Origin of the sequence: Streptomyces sp. Qhu_M48, from assembly GCF_051305195.1 — a bacterium.
GTDB lineage: Bacteria > Actinomycetota > Actinomycetes > Streptomycetales > Streptomycetaceae > Streptomyces.
Genome location: NZ_CP195432.1, coordinates 2,520,576 through 2,538,786, shown reverse-complemented (window position 1 = coordinate 2,538,786; position 18,211 = coordinate 2,520,576). Strand labels below are relative to the sequence as shown.

Genomic DNA, 18,211 nt, shown 5'->3' with positions numbered 1-18,211 from the left:
CCGGAGCGCGTTGGTCCGGGCATGACCACGCTGTACACCACGCCCAGCGGTATCGGTCGGCACCGGCAGGCCGAGCCGCGCCTTGAAGAATCGGTTCGGCGCCCGGCGCCGACGCCCACCGTGGCATCCCTGTCCGCGCCCGCACCCGGGTCCGCGCCGACACCCCTGAACACCCCGTCGACCGTCTCCGCGCCCGCGCCGGTGCCCGCCCCCGTGCCCGTACCGGCGCAGGCGGCCACCCCGACCACCATCCCCTCCGACCCGCCCATCTACAAGGCCGTGCTCTCCCTCTGGGCGAGCCAGGGCCGCGCCCTGCCGGGCCACCGCGACCAGGAGTGGGCCCGCCTGGCCGCCGGTCCCGTCTGGGCGGACCGCACCGTACGCGTCAGCGGGACTCTGGTCCGACCAGGTGACGGGCGATGACCACCCGCTGGATCTGATTGGTCCCCTCGACGATCTGCAGCATCTTCGCCTCGCGCAGATACCGCTCCGCGGGGAAGTCCGCCGTGTAGCCGTACCCGCCGAGCACCTGCACCGCGTCCGTCGTCACCCGCATGGCCGCGTCCGTGCAGAAGAGCTTGGCCATCGCCGCGCACCGGCCGAAGGGCCGCCCCTCGTCCCTGAGCCGCGCCGCCTCCAGGTACAGCGCCCGGCCCGCCTCGACCCGGGTCGCCATGTCGGCGAGGAGGAAACGGAGCCCCTGGAAGTCGGCGATCGGCCGGCCGAACTGCCGGCGCTCCCTGGCGTACCCGACGGCCACGTCCAGGGCCGCCTGGCCGAGCCCCACCGCGCAGGCGGCGATGCCGAGCCGCCCCGAGTCCAGGGCGTCGAGCGCGATCGCGAAGCCCTGCCCCTCCGCCCCGAGGCGACGCCCGTCCGGGACCCGCACCCCGTCGAAGTGGAGCTGCGCGGTGGGCGAGCCCTTCATGCCCATCTTCCGCTCGGGAGGGGCAGCGCTCAGCCCCGGCGCGTCCCCCGGCACCAGGAAGGCGGTGATGCCCCGGGCTCCCGCGTCGCCGGTACGGGCCATCACCGTGCAGAAGTCCGCGATCCCGCCGTGGGTGATCCACGCCTTGGTTCCGTCGATCACCCAGTCGCCCTCCGGGTCCTCCCGAACGGCCCGGGTCCGCAGCGCCGCCGCGTCCGACCCGGCGGAGGGCTCGGAGAGGCAGTACGCGCCGAGGAGGCCGCCGCCCAGCATCGCGGGCAGGTGGGCGGCGCGCTGCTCCTCGGTGCCGAAGCGGGCGAGCGCGTGACAGGAGAGGGTGTGGACGCTGACCCCGAGCCCCACGGTGAGCCGGGCCGCGGCGAGTTCCTCCAGGACCTGGAGGTAGACCTCGTAGGGCTGGCCTCCCCCGCCGTACGCGGGGTCGTAGGGGAGCCCGAGCAGCCCGGAGCGGGAGAGCAGGGTGAACAGCTGACGGGGGAAGTGTCCGGCGTCCTCCTCCTCGGCGGCGCGGGGGGCGATCTCCCGCCGGGCGATGTCACGCGTCAGGGTGAGGAGCTCGCGGGCCTCGTCGGTGGGCAGCCGGCGCTCCACGCCGTCCGGGGTGCTGTCGGCCATGGCCGGGCGCTCCTCCCTGCCGGGCGCGGGCGCGGTCGTGCCGCGCGCGGGGTCGCGGGGAGTATGCCCGTTCGAAGCGCCGGGATCACGCGGCCGCCACCGGATCACACGGACGCCGCGCCTGCGCGGGCGCCGGGGGGGGATCACTCGGAGGGCGCCCGCCCCGGCTCCCCCGTCGTCACATGAGGCCCGCCCGTGTGACGAGCACGGCCAGCAGGACGACCAGCGTCCAGCCGAGGACGTGCTCCAGGAGCTTGGGTCCCTGGTCGTCCTTCGGGCCGCCCGTCCGGGCGCGCGGGCGGAGTCGGGTCGCGGTGGTGGAGGCGGAGGTCATGGCGACCACCTTGCGGCACGGGCGCGGCCCCGGAGTAGGACGTCGGTCACGTCCGCCGGGACCGCGCCCCCGTGTCAGACGACGCCGAGGGCGGCGAGGGCCTTGCGCTGCGCGGCGGAGAGGCGTTCGGGGAAGTACAGGTAGCAGACCCCACCTGTGCCGGACACCACTTTGCCGCTCGCGCTGTAGCGCTTCGTCCGCAGCCAGATGTTCTCCCACTCGCGCCGCCGGTAGACCCGGCGGACCGCCTCGTTGCTGGGTGAGGCGGGGTCGTTGGCGATGACGTCGCCGGCCGCCGTGAAGCCGATGACGGTCATGAGGTGGCCCGAGGTGCCGTACCCGGCGCCGGTCAGTTCCTCCTTGAGGAAGGACTGGGACGTTATGGCCGGGATGCCGGCCCGGATCAGGCTCTCCAGCTCGGTGAGCGAGCGCAGCCGGGTGACCACGGCGTTCATGTCGGGGTACGTGGCCGCGTAGGCGGCGTTGAAGGGCCAGTTGCCGCAGCCCTGGTACTGGTGGTCGTAGGTGAAGCGGGCCGCGTGGCAGACCTGGGGGTCGTCGAAGGCCGGGTTCACCCAGGCCAGCTCGGCCGGGGACGGACGGCGGCCCCAGTACTCGACGATCATCTGGGAGGAGGTCGGGCTGCACCAGGCCTCCCCGCCGTTGTCGTACTCGGGGTACTGCCCGACATGGGTGTTCTGCGAGTAGCGCGGCACGGTCAGCTCGCGGGCGAGGCCCGGTGCGGAGGCCGGGACCGTGAAGCGGTCGGGGACGTCGGAGGCCATCGCGCCGAGGCGCCACACCGTGGGTGTGAGACGGCTCCCCGGGGTGCGGTACAGCGTGAGGCGCAGCCGGTACGAGGTCAGCCGCAGCCCGCTCGCCACGTCGTCGATCGCGAGGGTGTCGGTCCAGACGGTGCTCCTGCCGTCGGTCTGGTCGTCGACCGAGGTGCGGTGGATGTCGCCGTCGCCGGAGGCCCAGCGGCCGAGGACGTACCAGGGGGTGGCGGTGGCGTCGCTGTAGCGGCCGGACAGTTCGACCTGGAGCCAGGTGCCGGGCGGGGTGTGGGCGTTCCAGGAGGCGATGACCTCGGTGGCGGGCACGGCCGGGGTGTGGGCCGGTGACGTCCAGCTCGCGTACTCCCAGGCGGAGGTGCGCCCGGTGTGCGGGTCGGCGTACTCGGTGCGTCCGGCGGGGGTGGCGAGGACCAGGCCGGGGCGGAGGCCGGCGACCGCCTTCGTACCGGCCGCCGTGCCGCACCTCCAGTCCGTGTACGAGGACCAGAAGCGGTTGTCGACGAGTCCGGGCGCGGGTGCGTGGCCGCGCTCCGCGCCGTCGGCCAGCGCCCCGGCAGGGGCGGTGGAGGGGGCGCAGTCGGCGGCGCGTCCGGATGGTGCGGCCGCTGCGGGAGCGGCGGTGGCGGCCGTTCCGGCGGCGGCGAGGGCTGCGGCGAGGAGGGTTCTGCGCGGGGTGGAGGAGCTGGTCATGGGCGGTGACCCCCAGTGGAGAACGGTGGGCGTACGGACCTGAGGACGAGCGGGCGGCACGCGCGTTCCGGCGTGCGGAGAGCCGGACGGGATCGGGCCGTACTACGGTGGGCGGCACGCGCGTACACCGGCGGCCCCGCGAACGGGAGACGTCCGGGCAGCCGGATATCCGGGCCGCCGCACCGCCCGGCCGCCGAGCCGTACGGCCCGCGCCGACCCACTATCGCGGCTCCCGACGGGCCTCCGCCAGCACTTCGCCCCGCGTCGCCCGACCAATATTGGTCTCAACCACTGACGGCGCTACCTCCCTGACCTGCGACGGTCCCCCACTCCCCTACGCTGGCCCCATGAACGACCTCGACCGCGCGGCCCACGCGCTGCTCCGGCTGCCGCCCTCCTGCGGGCCGGTCCGGCTCGTCGCGGTCGACGGACACGCGGGCTCCGGCAAGTCCACCCTCGCGGCCCGGCTCGCGACGGCACTCGGCGACGCCCCCGTCCTCCGTCTCGACGACCTCGCCACGCACGAGGAGCTCTTCGAGTGGACCGGCCGGCTGAGGGAGCAGGTCCTCGATCCCCTCGCGCGCGGCGAGGAGGCGTCGTACCGCCCGTACGACTGGCGGCTGCGGCGCTTCGGCGAGGCGCGGACGCTCCCCCCGTCCCCGGTCGTCCTCGTCGAGGGCGTCGGCGCCGGCCGGGCGATGGTGCGGCCGTTCCTCGCGTGGTCGCTGTGGATGGAGCGTGGAGCGGAGTGGTCCTGGGAGCGGGGCCGCCGTCGGGACGGTCCGGACCAGGCCGCTTTCTGGGACGGCTGGACCGTGGCGGAGACTCGCCATTTCGCCGGGGACCCTTCGCGGCCCTTCGCGGACACCCTGGTACGGGAGTGCGAAGAGGGGTACGAATGGCTCCCGGGGCCGGGTGTGACAGCGGGCGCGGACCAGATCATCACGCACCGTGATGGCTTCATGTCCGTGAACTGAGGGGCCGAAAGTCCGCTTTCGCAAGTACCTCAACTCCGCTTGACCCAAGGGGCGTACAGGTCTTACGTTCTGAATGTGCGGCTTTTCGGAGCTGCCGTGGACGCGAAGCCCCCGGTTGTTCCCCCGTGATCGGGGGCTTCGTTCTGCCCCTGACGGTCCCCTCGGGGCCCTTCGCGGCCCCTGTCGCTCACCCAGGGTGACCGCTTCCGGATCATGCGCTTCTCCTTAAGCGCGCACCCCCTGCGCAGGTACGATGCCCCCAGGTGCGGTCAAATCCCGTCCATGCGAAGACGGTTGTGGGGGACCCGATGGACATCGGCACGCAGGGCGCGCAGTCCCCGGCCGAACTCGCCTGGCTGCGCGGAGTCGACGCCTACACGATGGGCGCCTATCCGCAGGCGGAGGACGAGTTCCGGACGGCGGTACGGATCGACCCCGGGATGGCGGACGCCTGGCTCGGGCTGCACGCGCTCCGGGTCGACACCACGACCGCGCTGCTGCGCATGTACCGCAACCGCGACCGCTTCGGCGAACAGCGCGCCCGGTACCGGCGCACCCTCAACTCCTGGTACTGGCTGGGCTGGTGGGTGCAGCCGGTCCTGGAGAGCTCGCGCGACCTGCTGCTCGCGCACGCCTCGCACTGGCTCGACGGCCGACACGTACCCGAGCTCGACCGGGCGCTCGCGGGGCTCCCCCCGGTCGACACCGATCCCCAGGTGCGCTTCCTGCACGCCTGCCGCGCCTATCTGGTCAAGGACTGGGACCAGCTGGTCCGGCACACCGAGACCCTCGTCGACGACCCGCTGCTCGGCATCGAGGCAGGGCTCTTCGGCGGGATGGCCCGGGTCCGTCTGGAGATGTACGGGCAGGCGGAGCCGCTGCTCTCGGCCTCGCTGATGCGCTGTCGCAGCGAGCAGCCCCAGCGCAAGGAGCTGCGCTACTGGCTCGCCCGCGCCCACGAGGGCACCGGGCGCAGCGCGGCCGCCCTCCCCCTCTACCGGGCCGTGCACCGGATCGACCCCACCTTCATGGACACGGCGGCGCGGCTCGCGGCGATCGCCGAGTACGACGGTTTCGAGGGGTACGACGGCGTGGACGACCCGGCCGGGCTCGCGACGGTCGCCCTGGGCACGCTCGGCGGCGGTCTCGGCCAGGACGCGGTGGACTCCGTGCCGGGCGCCGACCCCGACCCCGGCGGCCCGCTGGGCGACGGGCTGCGGCTCGCGCCCGAACCCGTACCGCCGGTGGCCCCGGCCGCACCGCCCGAGACCGTCCGGCAGAAGGCTCCGCTGCCCTCCCAGCCGGTGCCGCCGCGTTTCCCCGAGGGCCCCAGCGATCCGGTGCTGCTCGCGGAGGCGCTCGCCGAACTGGAGGGCATGGTCGGCCTGGAGCCGGTGAAACGGCAGGTCAAGGCGTTGTCGGCGCAGCTGGAGATGGCGCGCCTGCGGGCCGGGCAGGGCCTTCCGGTCCAGCCGCCCAAACGCCACTTCGTCTTCTCCGGGCCCTCGGGCACCGGGAAGACCACCGTCGCCCGCATCCTCGGCCGGGTCTTCTACGCCCTCGGGCTGCTCGGGGGCGACCACCTCGTGGAGGCCCAGCGGGCCGATCTGGTGGGCGAGTTCCTCGGGCAGACCGCGGTCAAGGCCAACGAACTGATCGACTCGGCGGTCGGCGGGGTGCTCTTCGTGGACGAGGCGTACGCACTCTCCAACACCGGCTACAGCAAGGGCGACGCCTACGGGGACGAGGCCCTCCAGGTCCTCCTCAAGAGGGCCGAGGACAACCGCGACCACCTCGTGGTCATCCTGGCCGGCTACCCCGAGGGCATGGACCGGCTGCTCGGCACCAACCCCGGGCTGTCCTCCCGGTTCACCACCCGGGTCGACTTCCCCTCGTACCGGCCGCTGGAGCTCACCGCCATCGGCGAGGTGCTGGCGGCGGCCAACGGCGACGGCTGGGACGACGAGGCCCTCGACGAGCTGCGCTCGATCAGCGGGCACGTCGTCGAGCAGGGCTGGATCGACGAGCTGGGCAACGGCCGCTTCCTGCGCACCCTGTACGAGAAGTCCTGCGCCTACCGGGACCTGCGGCTCTCCGGGTACGCCAGCACTCCGACCCGGAACGACCTCGCGACCCTCCGGCTCGCCGACCTCATGCAGGCGTACGGCGAGGTCCTGTCGGGCCGCGGTCCGGTCGACCGCGGCCCTCAGCAGGAGCCTCCCGGGTACTGAGACCTGCCCGGCGGTTCCCGCGCGGCCAAGCCTCCGTACCTGCCCCGGACCGGCCTCCGGATCCGGAGGCCGGTCCGGGGCAGCTCCGGATCCGCCCCTAGACCGGCACCGAGTCCCCCACCGGGGCGGTCCGCACCCGGTGGGCGGGGTCGCGGACCTCGCCCACCAGTGTCTCCAGGACGTCCTCCAGGGCGACCAGGCCGAGCACCCGGCCCGAGCCGTCCGCGACCTGTGCCAGATGGGTGGCGGCGCGGCGCATCACGGTGAGGGCGTCGTCGAGGGGCAGTTCGGCGCGGACCGTCGCCATCGGCCGCCAGAGCTGCTGCGGCACCGCCCGCTCCCGCTCCTCCAGGTCGAGGACGTCCTTCACGTGCACGAAGCCCATGAAGGCGGTGCCCGCCTCGGCCCGGACCGGGAAGCGCGAGTACCCGGTGCGTACGGTCAGCTCCTCGATCTCGCGCGGGGTGACCGTCGGCGCGACGGTGACCAGGGAGGACCGGTCGATGAGGACGTCCGTCACCGGGCGGGTGCCCAGTTCGAGGGCGTCCTCCAGGCGCTCCTGCTCGCCCGGGTCGAGCAGCCCCGCCTGGCCGGCGTCCTCGACGAGCCGGCCGAGCTGGGCCCTGGTGAAGACCGCCTCCACCTCGTCCTTCGGCTCGACCTTGAACGCCCGCAGGACCAGCCGGGCGCAGGCGCCCAGGGCGGCCGTCACCGGACGGCACAGCCGGGCGAAGCCGACCAGGCCGGGGGCGAGCCAGAGCGCGGTCCGCTCGGGCGCGGCCATCGCCAGGTTCTTCGGGACCATCTCGCCGATGACGAGGTGGAGGAAGACGACCGCGGCCAGGGCGATGACGTAGCCGAGCGGGTGGATCAGCGCCTCAGGCACCCCGACGGTGTGGAAGACGGGTTCGAGGAGACGGGCGACGGTCGGCTCGGCGACGGCGCCGAGCGTCAGGGAGCAGACGGTGATGCCGAACTGGGCGGCCGCCATCATCTGCGGGAGGTTCTCCAGTCCGTGCAGGACCTGCTTGGCACGGGCGCCGCCGAGCGGTTCGATCTGGCTGCGGCGGACGGAGACGAGGGCGAACTCGGCGCCGACGAAGAAACCGTTGGCCAGCACGAGCAGGACGGCGAAGAGGAGCGGAAGGGTGCTCATCGGGCCGCCTCCGCCACCACGGGGGCCGGCGACGCGGCCGCAGGGACGGGCGACGCGGCCGCGCGGTCCGTCGACGCGGCCGCCGGGTCCGTCTGGACGATCCGTACGCGCTCGGCGCGGTAGCGGTCGACCTGGCGCACCGAGAGCCGCCAGCCGGGGAGTTCGGCCCGGTCCCCCGGGGCGGGGATGCGCCCGAGGAGATCGGCGACGAGCCCGGCGACGGTCTCGTACGGACCGTCCGGCACGTCGAGGCCTATCCGGCGCAGGGTGTGGACCCGGCAGGAGCCGTCGGCCTCCCAGACGGGCCGGCCGTCCTCGGCGGGAGCGGCGGCCAGTTCGGGCCGGCCGTCGGCCACCGTGTCGTGCTCGTCGCGGACCTCGCCGACGAGCTCCTCGACGATGTCCTCCAGGGTGACGACACCGGCCGTACCGCCGTACTCGTCGACGACCACAGCGATCGGCTGCTCTCTGCGCAGCCGCTCCAGAAGGGCCTGGGCGGGCAGCGACTCGGGCACGAGGAGCGGGGGGACCGCGATCCGGCCCACGCGGGTGCGCAGCCGGGCGTGCGGGGCGACGGCGAGCGCGTCCTTGAGGTGGACCATGCCGACGATCTCGTCGATGCGGTCGCGGTAGACCGGGAAGCGCGAGAGGCCGGTGGCCCGGGTGAGGTTGAGGACGTCGGCCGCGGTGGCGTCCCACTGGAGGGCGCTCACCTTCACGCGCGGGGTCATGACCCGCTCGGCGGTGAGACCGCCGAGCGACAGGGTCCGTACGAAGAGGTCCGCGGTGTCCTGTTCGAGGGCACCGGCCAGCGCGGAGTGCCGGGCCAGGGAGACCAGCTCGCCGGGGGTACGGGCGGAGTCGAGTTCCTCGGTCGGCTCGACGCCCAGGAGCCGTACGAGGCTGTTGGCGACCCGGTTGAGCAGGGAGATCACCGGCCGGAAGAGCGTGGAGAAGTGGCGCTGCGGGGTGGCGACGAAGCGGGCCACCTGGAGCGGCCGGGAGACCGCCCAGTTCTTCGGTACGAGCTCGCCGACCACCATCTGGACGGCGGAGGCGAGCAGCATCCCGATCACCACCGAGATCCCGGAGACGGCCCCTTCGGGCAGTCCGGTCGCGGTGAGCGGTCCGTGCAGCAGTCCGGCGAGCGCGGGCTCGGCGAGCATGCCGACGACGAGGGAGGTGAGTGTGATGCCCAGCTGGGTGCCGGAGAGCTGGAAGGACAGCTCGCGCAGGGCGGTGACGACGGTGCGGGCGCGCCGGTCGCCGGCGGCCGCGGCCCGCTCGGCCTCGGCGCGCTCGACGGTCACGAGACCGAACTCGGCGGCGACGAAGAAGCCGTTGGCGAGGATGAGGACGAAGGCCGCGACGAGCAGCAGAAGAGAGACGATCATGCCTCCGCCTCCGGGGAGGGGGCGGCGCGGGTACTACCGGACGATCCGTCCATTGCTGGAGGGAGTCACTCCTCGGGTCGAAGGGTGGCCCCGCGGGCCGCGACGGCGGCCCTGCACACGCGAGGCGGTGGTGCCGCTCGGCACCACCGCCTCCAGAGTAGTCACGCGAAGGCCCCGAGGGGCAGGGGGTCGGCCCCGGATGGGGGACGGACCGGGGTGCGCGACCGGGTTCAGGCCGCCCGGTCCGATCCCGTGCCGTGGCTCTCCGCCAGGGCCCGCAGGGCGCGGGCGTCCCGGATGGCCGCCTCCTTGGCGATGCCGGGCTGGATACCCAGCACGGGCAGGCTGGTGCCGTCGCTCAGGTCGAGGAAGACCCAGGGGTCGCCGGGCCGGAGGTTGACCTTGAGGATCTCCGCCCAGGCGAGACGCCGGGTCCGGGTGATGTTGACGACGGTGACGCCCGCGTCGTCGGCGACGACCTTGGGGCGGCTCAACAGGACGAGGATCCCGAGGAGCAGCGCGGCGGTGAAGACGAAGCTGACGCGCTCCCCCGGTCCCAACCGCTCCAGCATGAGCGCGACGACCGTGATGACGGCGAACATCACGAGACCCGCGGTCAGCAGGACGGCCCGGGTGCGCCCGGGACGGAAGGTGACCGGCAGGGCGGGCGTCGGGGTGTGGGACATCGGTGGTTCCTCGGGGCCTTCGGTGCGGACGGTCCGGGCCGTCAGAGGCGGCAGGCGTGGATGGCGGTGGTGAGGATGGCGCGCGCGCCGATCTCGTACAGGTCGTCCATGATCCGCTGCGCCTCCTTGGCCGGGACCATCGCGCGGACCGCGACCCAGCCCTCGTTGTGCAGCGGGGAGATGGTCGGCGACTCCAGGCCCGGGGTGAGGGCGACGGCCTGCTCCAGGTGCTCGGCGCGGCAGTCGTAGTCCATCATCACGTACGAGCGGGCGACGAGGACGCCCTGGAGGCGGCGGAGGAACTGCTGGACCTGCGGGTGGTCGTCCGAGGCGCCGTGGCGGCGGACCACGACGGCCTCGGAGGTCAGGATCGGCTCGCCGATGACCTCCAGACCGGCGTTGCGCAGGCTGGTCCCGGTCTCCACGACGTCCGCGATGACCTGGGCGACGCCCAGCTGGATCGCGGTCTCCACGGCGCCGTCGAGGTGCACGACGGAGGCGTCGATGCCGAGGTCCGCGAGGTGCTTGGCGACGATGCCCTCGTAGGAGGTGGCGATCGTCATGCCGCCGAAGTCCTCCGGGCCCTTCGCCGTGCCCGGGCGGGTGGCGTACCGGAAGGTGGAGCGGCCGAAGTTCAGCGCGAGGATCTCCTCGGCACTGGCGCCGGAGTCGAGGAGCAGGTCACGGCCGGTGATGCCGATGTCCAGCTTCCCGGAGGCGACGTAGATCGCGATGTCCTTCGGGCGCAGGTAGAAGAACTCGACCTCGTTGTCGGGGTCGATGACCACGAGCTCCTTGGACTCCTTGCGCTGCCGGTAGCCGGCCTCATGGAGCATTGCCGACGCAGGTCCGGAGAGGGAACCCTTGTTGGGAACGGCGATGCGCAGCATGGGGTGAGCTTCCTTTGCCTGGGAGTGTCGGGGGTCGGGGACGGTGGTGCTCAGAGGTGGGCGTAGACGTCGTCGAGCGAGATCCCGCGGGCGACCATCATCACCTGGACGTGGTACAGCAGCTGCGAGATCTCCTCGGCGGCCGCTTCCTTGCCCTCGTGCTCGGCGGCCATCCAGACCTCGGCGGCCTCTTCGACGACCTTCTTGCCGATGGCATGGACGCCCTTGTCCACCAGCTCCGCGGTGCGGGAGGTGGCCGGGTCGCCGGTCTCGGCCTTGAGCTTGAGCTCGGCGAAGAGCTCTTCGAAGGTTTTACGGGTTCCGTTCGCCATGATGGTCCTAAGAGTACGGGGTGAGGATCGCGCACTCAGCGCCAGGGTTCGCTGACGGTACGCAGTGTGGTGGCGGTCGCGACGGCGGCGGTGACGGCCTCGTGGCCCTTGTCCTCGCTGGAGCCTTCGAGGCCGGCCCGGTCGAGCGCCTGCTCCTCGTTGTCGACGGTGAGGACGCCGAATCCGACGGGTACGCCGGTGTCGATCGAGACCTGGGTGAGGCCGTGGGTGACGCCCTGGCACACGTACTCGAAGTGCGGCGTTCCGCCGCGGATGACGACGCCGAGCGCCACGATGGCATCGTAGCCGCGCCCGGCGAGGACCTTCGCCACGACCGGGAGCTCGAAGCTGCCGGGGACGCGGAGCAGCGTCGGCTCCTCGATGCCGAGCTCGCCGAGGGCGCGCAGGGCGCCGTCGACGAGGCCGTCCATGATCTTCTCGTGCCACTGGGCCGCGATGACCGCGACCCGCAGGTCGCCGCAGTTCTTCACGCTGAGGACGGGTGCGCCCTTGCCGCTCATGATTCTCCTTGCCGGTGGATACGTGGAACGTGGTTACTGGTTGCCGCAGGTGGAGGCCGGGGAGCCGTCCAGCCAGGGCAGGTCGTGGCCCATCCGGTCCCGCTTCGTGCGCAGGTAGCGGAGGTTGTGCTTGCCGGCCGTGACGGGCATCGGCTCGCGGCCCTGGACGGTGAGGCCGTGCCGGGTCAGGGCGTCGATCTTGTCGGGGTTGTTGGTCATCAGGCGCAGGCTCCGGACGCCGAGGTCGGCGAGGATCTGCGCGCCGGCCGCGTAGTCGCGGGCGTCGGCGGGCAGGCCGAGTTCCAGGTTGGCGTCGAGGGTGTCGCGGCCGCGCTCCTGGAGTTCGTACGCGCGGAGCTTGGACAGCAGGCCGATGCCGCGTCCCTCGTGGCCGCGGAGGTAGACGACGACGCCGCGCCCCGCCTCGGTGATGCGGTCCATGGAGGCCTGGAGCTGGGGGCCGCAGTCGCAGCGCAGCGAGTGGAAGATGTCGCCGGTGAGGCACTCGGAGTGGACCCGGACCAGGAGGTCCTCGCCGTCGCCGATCCGGCCGTGGACGAGGGCGACGTGCTCGACGCCGTCCACGGTGGAGCGGTAGCCGTACGCGGTGAAGTCACCGTGCGCGGTGGGGAGCTGGACCTCGGCCTCGCGGCGGACGGTCGGCTCGGCGGAGCGCCGGTAGGCGATCAGGTCCTCGATGGAGATGATCGTGAGGCCGTGCTTGCGGGCGAAGGGGACCAGCTCGGGGAGGCGGAGCATCACGCCGTCCTCGCCGGCGATCTCGACGATCGCGCCGGCCGGGCGGAGGCCCGCGAGACGGGCGAGGTCGACGGCGGCCTCGGTGTGGCCGTTGCGGGCGAGGACGCCGCCGGGCTTGGCGCGCAGCGGGAAGATGTGGCCGGGGCGCACGAAGTCGGAGGGCTCGTGGCTGCCGCTCGCGAGCATCCGCAGGGTGGTGGCGCGGTCGGCGGCGGAGATGCCGGTGGTGACGCCGTGGGCGGGGGACGCGTCGACGGAGACGGTGAAGGCCGTGCGCATCGACTCGGTGTTGTGCTCGACCATCTGCGGGAGTTCGAGGCGCTCCAGCTCCTCGCCCTCCATGGGAGCGCAGATCAGGCCGCGGCACTCGCTCATCATGAAGGCGACGACCTCGGGGGTGGCCTTCTCGGCGGCGATGACGAGGTCTCCCTCGTTCTCGCGGTCCTCGTCGTCGACGACGACGACGGGCCGGCCGGCGGCGATGTCGCGGATGGCCTGCTCGACGGGGTCGAGGGCGAGGTCGGTGGCGTCCCAGAGGGGGGCGCGAGGCGCTGCGTGGAGCGCATCGGGCAGGTCGGAGGCGTGCGACGGGCGGGCGCTCATGCGTGGGCTCCTTCCAGAGCGGTGGGGGTGGTGCGCGTACGGAGCCACCAGTCGCGCATGCCCCAGATGACGAGCGCGAAGTAGATGACGTAGACCAGGCCGGAGAAGGCGAGGCCGCTGTTGAAGGCGAGCGGGACGCCGACGAGGTCGACGAGGAGCCAGGCGAACCAGAACTCGACCAGACCGCGGGCCTGGGCGACCATCGCGACGAGGGTGCCGACGAAGATGTACGCGTCGGCCCACGGGCTCCAGGAGAGCGACGGGTAGAGGGTGAAGAGGCCGCCGACGGCGAGGGTGCCGAGGACCGCGCCGCCGAGGAGCAGGCCGCGCTCCTTCCAGCTGGCGAAGCGGACGGCGATGGAGCCGTCCTGGGCCTGCTGGCGGCCCCGGTTCCACTGCCACCAGCCCCAGGCGGCGACGCCGATGACGAGGACCTGCTTGCCGACGCCGCCGGAAAGGTTCGCCGAGGCGTACGCCCCCACCAGGATCAGGCCGGAGAGCAGCTGGGCGGGCCAGGTGAGGATGGAGCGGCGCCAGCCGAGCGCGAGGGCTATGAGCCCGATCGTGTTGCCGATCATGTCGGACCACATGATGTGCTGGTCGAGGACGGTGAACGCCTCGGAGTTGAGCCAGTTCACTTGACGTTCTCCCCCGCGTTGGGGCCGAGCAGCCGCTCGACGTACTTGGCGATGACGTCCACTTCGAGGTTGACCGGGTCGCCGCTCTTCTTGATGCCGAGCGTGGTCAGGTCGAGGGTGGTGGGGATGAGGCTGATGGTGAACCAGTCGTCGGCGACCTCGACGACGGTGAGGCTGACGCCGTCGACCGTGATGGAGCCCTTCTCGACGACGTACCGGGAGAGGTGGGCGGGCAGGCCGACCTTGACGAGTTCCCAGTGCTCGGAGGGGGTCCGCTCCAGGATCGTGCCGGTGCCGTCCACGTGGCCCTGGACGATGTGACCGCCGAGGCGGCCGCCGACGGCCATGGGCCGCTCCAGGTTGACGCGGGAGCCGGTCTCCAGGGCGCCGAGGCTGGACCGCTTGAGGGTCTCGGCCATGACGTCGGCGGTGAACTCACCGTCGCCGAACTCGACGACCGTGAGACAGACACCGTTGACGGCGATGGAGTCGCCGTGCTGGGCGCCTTCCGTGACCAGGGGGCCGCGCAGTCGGAAGCGGGAGGCGTCCTCCAGCTGCTCGACGGCGACGACCTCGCCCAGTTCTTCGACGATTCCGGTGAACACGGTCAGGCTCCCTTGAGGGTGGCGGTGATGCGGAGGTCGGATCCGATGTGCGCGGTCTCGGTGACGTCGAGCCGCAACGCTTCGGTGATGGTGGAGATTCCGGCGTCGGCGAGGGCGGCGGGGCCCGCGCCGAGGAGGACCGGGGCGAGGTAGCCGACGACCTGGTCGACGGCGCCCGCGGCGACGAAGGCGCCCGCGAGGGTGGGGCCGCCTTCGAGGAGGACGGAGCGGACGCCGCGCGCGTGGAGGGCGTCCAGGAGGGCGGGGACGGAGAGGCCGCGCTCGGCCCTGGGGAGGCGGACGACGTCGGTGTCGTCGAGGGAGGTGGTGGCGTCCTCGGCGATCGCGATGAGGGTCGGGGCCGCGTCGTCCAGCACCCGGGCCCCCGGCTTCACGGCGGCTCCCTCGGTGTCGACGACGACCCGCAGCGGCTGGACGGCGCCCTCGATGCCGCGTACGGCCAGATGGGGGTCGTCGGCGCGGGCGGTGCCGGAGCCGACCACGACGGCGTCGGCCTCGGCGCGCAGCCGGTGGACGTCGGCGCGGGAGTCGGCGGAGGTGATCCAGCGGGAGGTGCCGTCGGCGGCGGCGATCCGGCCGTCGAGGGTGGCGGCGTACTTCCAGCGGACGAAGGGGCGGCCGTGGCGTACGGAGGTGAGCCAGGCGATGTTGACCGCCTCGGCCTCGTCCGCGAGGAGGCCCCGCTCGACCTCGACGCCGGCGGCGCGCAGGGTGTCGGCGCCGCCGGTGGCCTGGGGGGTCGGGTCGCCGACCGCGTACACGACGCGGCTGACGCCGGCCTCGATCAGGGCCTGGGCGCAGGGGCCGGTGCGGCCGGTGTGGTCGCAGGGTTCGAGGGTGACGTAGGCGGTGCCGCCGCGGGCGAGGACGCCCGCGTCGCGCAGGGCGTGGACCTCGGCGTGCGGGCCGCCGGCGCGCTGGTGCCAGCCTTCGCCGACCTGGTGTCCGGAGGCGTCGGTGACGACGCAGCCGACGACGGGGTTGGGGCTGGTGGCGCCGAGACCGCGTGCGGCGAGCTCGACGGCGCGTCGCATGGCGGTGATGTCGGCCTGCTGGGCCACCGGGTCCTCCTGCCTCTTCGGGCACGGACTCCGGGGCCTGTCGATGACGACAGAGAGCGGAACGACACTTCTCGCAGGGTGCGCCGAGGCCGCGCCCTGCGGGTACGCCGATCGGTGACGACACAGCGACCAGCGGACGTACGGCCGGCCCACCCCTGAAAGGGGTCGCCCGCCGCGCACTGCCTCCCATCCGGACTTTCACCGTCGGTCCAGGAATCTCACCTGGTCAACCGGCCGCTGGCTGCGGACGGGTCGCGGACTATACCGCCGGTTCGGAATTACACCGACCCCGGAGTGCGCTGCTGCTGATACAGGGCCAGTGTGCCACGACCCGCGCGGGGCGATGCGGCCGAGATCCTGTGGTCTGGCTCACAGAGTCCCACAGAACCACTCTTTGGTCCAGACCTATTGACGCACTGGTCTAGTCCTCTTAATCTCCGTGTCACCTCCTAGGAACGGCCCGACGGGGTGCGCACCCCACGGGCCCAACACGACCCACCCCCTTGTTCGTTGTGTTTCTCACCTCCCCAGGAGGAACCGATCGTGTTGTCCCCCACCACGAAGAGAGCCTCGCTGCTCGCCTCCGGCGCGGCGGTCGCCGGACTTCTGCTCAGCTCCCTCTCGGGCGGCGTCTCGTACGCGGCCGACAACGAGTCCTGTCGCCCCGACGGGCTCTACAAGACCCCGGGCGTCGACGTCCCGTACTGCTCGGTCTACGACGCCGAGGGCCGCGAGAAGATGGGCGCGGACCACCAGCGCCGCGTCATCGGCTACTTCACCGGCTGGCGCGACGGCAAGAACGGCCAGCCCGCGTACCTGGCCAAGGACATCCCGTGGGAGAAGATCACCCACATCAACTACGCCTTCGGCCACATCGGCGGGGACAACAAACTCTCCGTCGGAACGGACGGCCCGAACAACGCGGCCACCGGGATGACCTGGCCCGGTGTCGCCGGCGCCGAGATGGACCCCGCGTACTCCTACAAGGGCCATTTCAACCTGCTCAACAAGTTCAAGAAGCAGCACCCGAACGTGAAGACGCTGATCTCGGTCGGCGGCTGGGCCGAGACCGGCGGCTACTTCGCGGACAACGGCGACCGGGTGAACTCCGGCGGCTTCTACTCGATGGCCACCAACGCCGACGGTTCGGTCAACCAGGCCGGCATCGACACCTTCGCCGCCTCCTCCGTCGAGTTCATCCGGAAGTACGGGTTCAACGGCGTCGACATCGACTACGAGTACCCGACGACCATGAAGGACGCCGGCAACCCGCTCGACTGGCAGATCGCCAACGCCCGCCGCGCGGGACTCGTCCAGGGCTACGCGGCCCTCATGAAGTCCCTGCGCGAGAAGCTGGACGTCGCCGGCGCCGCCGACGGCAAGCACTACCTGCTGACCGTCGCCGCCCCCTCCTCCGGCTACCTGCTGCGCGGCATGGAGACGTTCCAGGTCCAGAAGTACCTGGACTACGTCAACATCATGTCCTACGACCTGCACGGCGCCTGGAACGAGTACGTCGGGCCCAACGCCTCCCTCTTCGACGACGGCAAGGACGGCGAGCTCGCCGCCGCCAACGTCTACGGCTCGGCGCAGTACGGCAACATCGGGTACCTCAACACCGACTGGGCGTACCACTACTTCCGCGGCTCCATGCCGGCCGGCCGGATCAACATCGGCCTGCCGTACTACACCCGCGGCCACAAGAACGTGCAGGGCGGCACCGACGGGCTGTGGGGCAAGGCCTCCGCGACCACCTGCCCGGCCGGAGCCGGTCTGACCAAGTGCGGTGACGGCGCCGTCGGCATCGACAACCTGTGGCACGACAAGGACACCAACGGTGTCGAGTCGCCCGCCGGATCGAACCCGATGTGGCACGCCAAGAACCTCGAGAAGGGGATCGTCGGCGACTACGTCACCAAGTACGGCTTCCCCGCGAACACCACCCTGACCGGCACCTACGTCCGCAAGTACGACTCGACCCTGGTCGCGCCGTGGCTGTGGAACGCGCAGAAGAAGGTCTTCCTCTCCACCGAGGACGAGCAGTCGGTGGGCGCCAAGGCCGACTACGTGGTCAGCAAGGGCATCGGCGGCACGATGGTCTGGGAGATGGCCGGCGACTACGACTGGAACGCCACCAAGGGCCAGTACGAGATCGGTGACACGCTCACCTCGCTGATGTACGACAAGTTCAAGGCCGCCGCCCCGTACGGCGCGAAGAAGTCCAACACGACCCTGCCGACCCAGGCCGTGAAGATCGACACCCAGTTCACCGAGTTCAAGCTGGGCGACTCGAACTACCCGATCACGCCGAAGATCAAGATCACCAACAACACGGCGACGGCCCTGCCGGGCGGCACGGAGTTCCAGTTCGACTACGGGACCTCGGCCCCGAGCAACGCCTCCGACCAGTCGGGCTTCGGCACGAAGGTGATCCGCAGCGACCACACGGGCGGCAACGTGGGCGGCCTGAAGGGCGACTTCCACCGCGTCTCCCTGAAGCTCCCGGCCTGGCAGTCGCTGGCCCCGGGCGCCTCGGTCGACCTGGCCTTCAACTACTACCTGCCGGTGTCCACCCCCTCCAACTGGACGGTGAACATCAACGGCACGACGTACGCCCTCGCCGGTGACCTGGCGCGCGGTACGACGGTGGTGGAGCCGGGCTCCACGACCCCGCCGACCACCCCGCCGACCACGCCGCCCACCACTCCGCCGACGACTCCCCCGACCACGCCTCCGACGACGCCGCCCACGGGCTGCGGCACGGTCCCGGCGTACGTGGCCGGCACGGTCTACAACGCGGGCAACGAGGTCTCCCACAACGGCCGCAAGTACAAGGCCCAGTGGTGGACCCAGAACGAGACGCCGGGCACGACCGGCAGCTGGGGCGTCTGGAAGGACCTCGGCGCCTGCTGACGTACCCCCTGAGACCCCCGGCGGCGGACTTCACGGCCC

General features: G+C 72.2%; 17 protein-coding genes and 1 riboswitch. Of the genes, 4 read left to right on the top strand and 13 right to left on the bottom strand.

Features of this window, described 5'->3' with window-relative positions:
• The first annotated feature begins 21 nt into the window (after positions 1-21).
• Entirely contained in the window at positions 22-423 is a 402-nt protein-coding gene (locus ACRRSS_RS11825; RefSeq protein ID WP_435971160.1) for a hypothetical protein, read from the top strand.
• Here ACRRSS_RS11825 and ACRRSS_RS11820 read toward each other — a convergent pair.
• From ACRRSS_RS11820 to ACRRSS_RS11810, 3 genes are all read right to left on the bottom strand, one after another.
• Positions 386-1,564 carry an acyl-CoA dehydrogenase family protein gene (locus tag ACRRSS_RS11820; RefSeq protein ID WP_435971159.1) on the bottom strand — a complete coding sequence of 393 codons (1,179 nt, stop codon included), beginning with the start codon at positions 1,562-1,564 and terminating at the stop codon, positions 386-388. The genes ACRRSS_RS11825 and ACRRSS_RS11820 overlap by 38 nt on opposite strands.
• Positions 1,565-1,742: 178 nt before the next feature.
• The gene (locus ACRRSS_RS11815; RefSeq protein ID WP_435971158.1) at positions 1,743-1,898 is read right to left on the bottom strand and encodes an SCO1431 family membrane protein; all 156 of its coding nucleotides are present in this window, start codon (positions 1,896-1,898) and stop codon (positions 1,743-1,745) included.
• A 74-nt stretch (positions 1,899-1,972) separates the two neighbouring features.
• Positions 1,973-3,385, bottom strand: a complete 1,413-nt coding sequence (locus ACRRSS_RS11810; RefSeq protein ID WP_435971157.1) for a peptidase C39 family protein — start codon at positions 3,383-3,385, stop codon at positions 1,973-1,975.
• Positions 3,386-3,732: 347 nt separating this feature from the next.
• Between ACRRSS_RS11810 and ACRRSS_RS11805 the strand changes: the two genes are divergently transcribed.
• Complete coding sequence (locus ACRRSS_RS11805) at positions 3,733-4,362, top strand: uridine kinase family protein (protein WP_435971156.1); 630 nt, start codon at positions 3,733-3,735, stop codon at positions 4,360-4,362.
• Positions 4,363-4,670: 308 nt separating this feature from the next.
• Positions 4,671-6,593: an AAA family ATPase gene (locus ACRRSS_RS11800; RefSeq protein ID WP_435971155.1), complete on the top strand. Its 1,923-nt coding sequence runs from the start codon at positions 4,671-4,673 to the stop codon at positions 6,591-6,593.
• A gap of 97 nt (positions 6,594-6,690) precedes the next feature.
• On the opposite strand, the gene ACRRSS_RS11795 is transcribed toward ACRRSS_RS11800, so the two are convergent.
• The 10 genes from ACRRSS_RS11795 to ribD form a co-directional block, all read right to left on the bottom strand.
• Entirely contained in the window at positions 6,691-7,749 is a 1,059-nt protein-coding gene (locus ACRRSS_RS11795) for a hemolysin family protein (protein ID WP_435971154.1), read from the bottom strand.
• Positions 7,746-9,143 (bottom strand): hemolysin family protein, encoded by a 1,398-nt coding sequence (locus tag ACRRSS_RS11790; RefSeq protein WP_435971153.1) that lies wholly within the window; start codon positions 9,141-9,143, stop codon positions 7,746-7,748. Before ACRRSS_RS11790 ends, ACRRSS_RS11795 begins: the two co-directional genes overlap by 4 nt.
• A gap of 230 nt (positions 9,144-9,373) precedes the next feature.
• The gene (locus ACRRSS_RS11785) at positions 9,374-9,829 is read right to left on the bottom strand and encodes a PH domain-containing protein (protein ID WP_435971152.1); all 456 of its coding nucleotides are present in this window, start codon (positions 9,827-9,829) and stop codon (positions 9,374-9,376) included.
• A gap of 41 nt (positions 9,830-9,870) precedes the next feature.
• Entirely contained in the window at positions 9,871-10,719 is an 849-nt protein-coding gene (hisG, locus tag ACRRSS_RS11780) for an ATP phosphoribosyltransferase (protein ID WP_435971151.1), read from the bottom strand.
• A gap of 50 nt (positions 10,720-10,769) precedes the next feature.
• The gene (locus ACRRSS_RS11775) at positions 10,770-11,051 is read right to left on the bottom strand and encodes a phosphoribosyl-ATP diphosphatase (RefSeq protein ID WP_055598714.1); all 282 of its coding nucleotides are present in this window, start codon (positions 11,049-11,051) and stop codon (positions 10,770-10,772) included.
• Between the two features lie 35 nt (positions 11,052-11,086).
• Positions 11,087-11,572: a 6,7-dimethyl-8-ribityllumazine synthase gene (ribH, locus tag ACRRSS_RS11770; protein ID WP_382548142.1), complete on the bottom strand. Its 486-nt coding sequence runs from the start codon at positions 11,570-11,572 to the stop codon at positions 11,087-11,089.
• A 33-nt stretch (positions 11,573-11,605) separates the two neighbouring features.
• Complete coding sequence (locus ACRRSS_RS11765; protein WP_435971150.1) at positions 11,606-12,934, bottom strand: bifunctional 3,4-dihydroxy-2-butanone-4-phosphate synthase/GTP cyclohydrolase II; 1,329 nt, start codon at positions 12,932-12,934, stop codon at positions 11,606-11,608.
• Positions 12,931-13,524 carry a nicotinamide mononucleotide transporter family protein gene (locus ACRRSS_RS11760; protein WP_435975305.1) on the bottom strand — a complete coding sequence of 198 codons (594 nt, stop codon included), beginning with the start codon at positions 13,522-13,524 and terminating at the stop codon, positions 12,931-12,933. The genes ACRRSS_RS11765 and ACRRSS_RS11760 overlap by 4 nt, the downstream gene beginning before the upstream one ends.
• A 44-nt stretch (positions 13,525-13,568) precedes the next feature.
• Positions 13,569-14,177 carry a riboflavin synthase gene (locus ACRRSS_RS11755; RefSeq protein ID WP_435971149.1) on the bottom strand — a complete coding sequence of 203 codons (609 nt, stop codon included), beginning with the start codon at positions 14,175-14,177 and terminating at the stop codon, positions 13,569-13,571.
• A 2-nt stretch (positions 14,178-14,179) separates the two neighbouring features.
• Positions 14,180-15,259 (bottom strand): bifunctional diaminohydroxyphosphoribosylaminopyrimidine deaminase/5-amino-6-(5-phosphoribosylamino)uracil reductase RibD, encoded by a 1,080-nt coding sequence (gene ribD / locus ACRRSS_RS11750; RefSeq protein ID WP_435971148.1) that lies wholly within the window; start codon positions 15,257-15,259, stop codon positions 14,180-14,182.
• A gap of 172 nt (positions 15,260-15,431) precedes the next feature.
• Positions 15,432-15,561: riboswitch (FMN riboswitch) on the bottom strand.
• A 241-nt stretch (positions 15,562-15,802) separates the two neighbouring features.
• Between ribD and ACRRSS_RS11745 the strand changes: the two genes are divergently transcribed.
• On the top strand, positions 15,803-18,172 hold the full coding sequence (locus tag ACRRSS_RS11745; RefSeq protein WP_435971147.1) for a chitinase C-terminal domain-containing protein: 2,370 nt from the start codon (positions 15,803-15,805) through the stop codon (positions 18,170-18,172).
• Positions 18,173-18,211 lie beyond the last annotated feature (39 nt).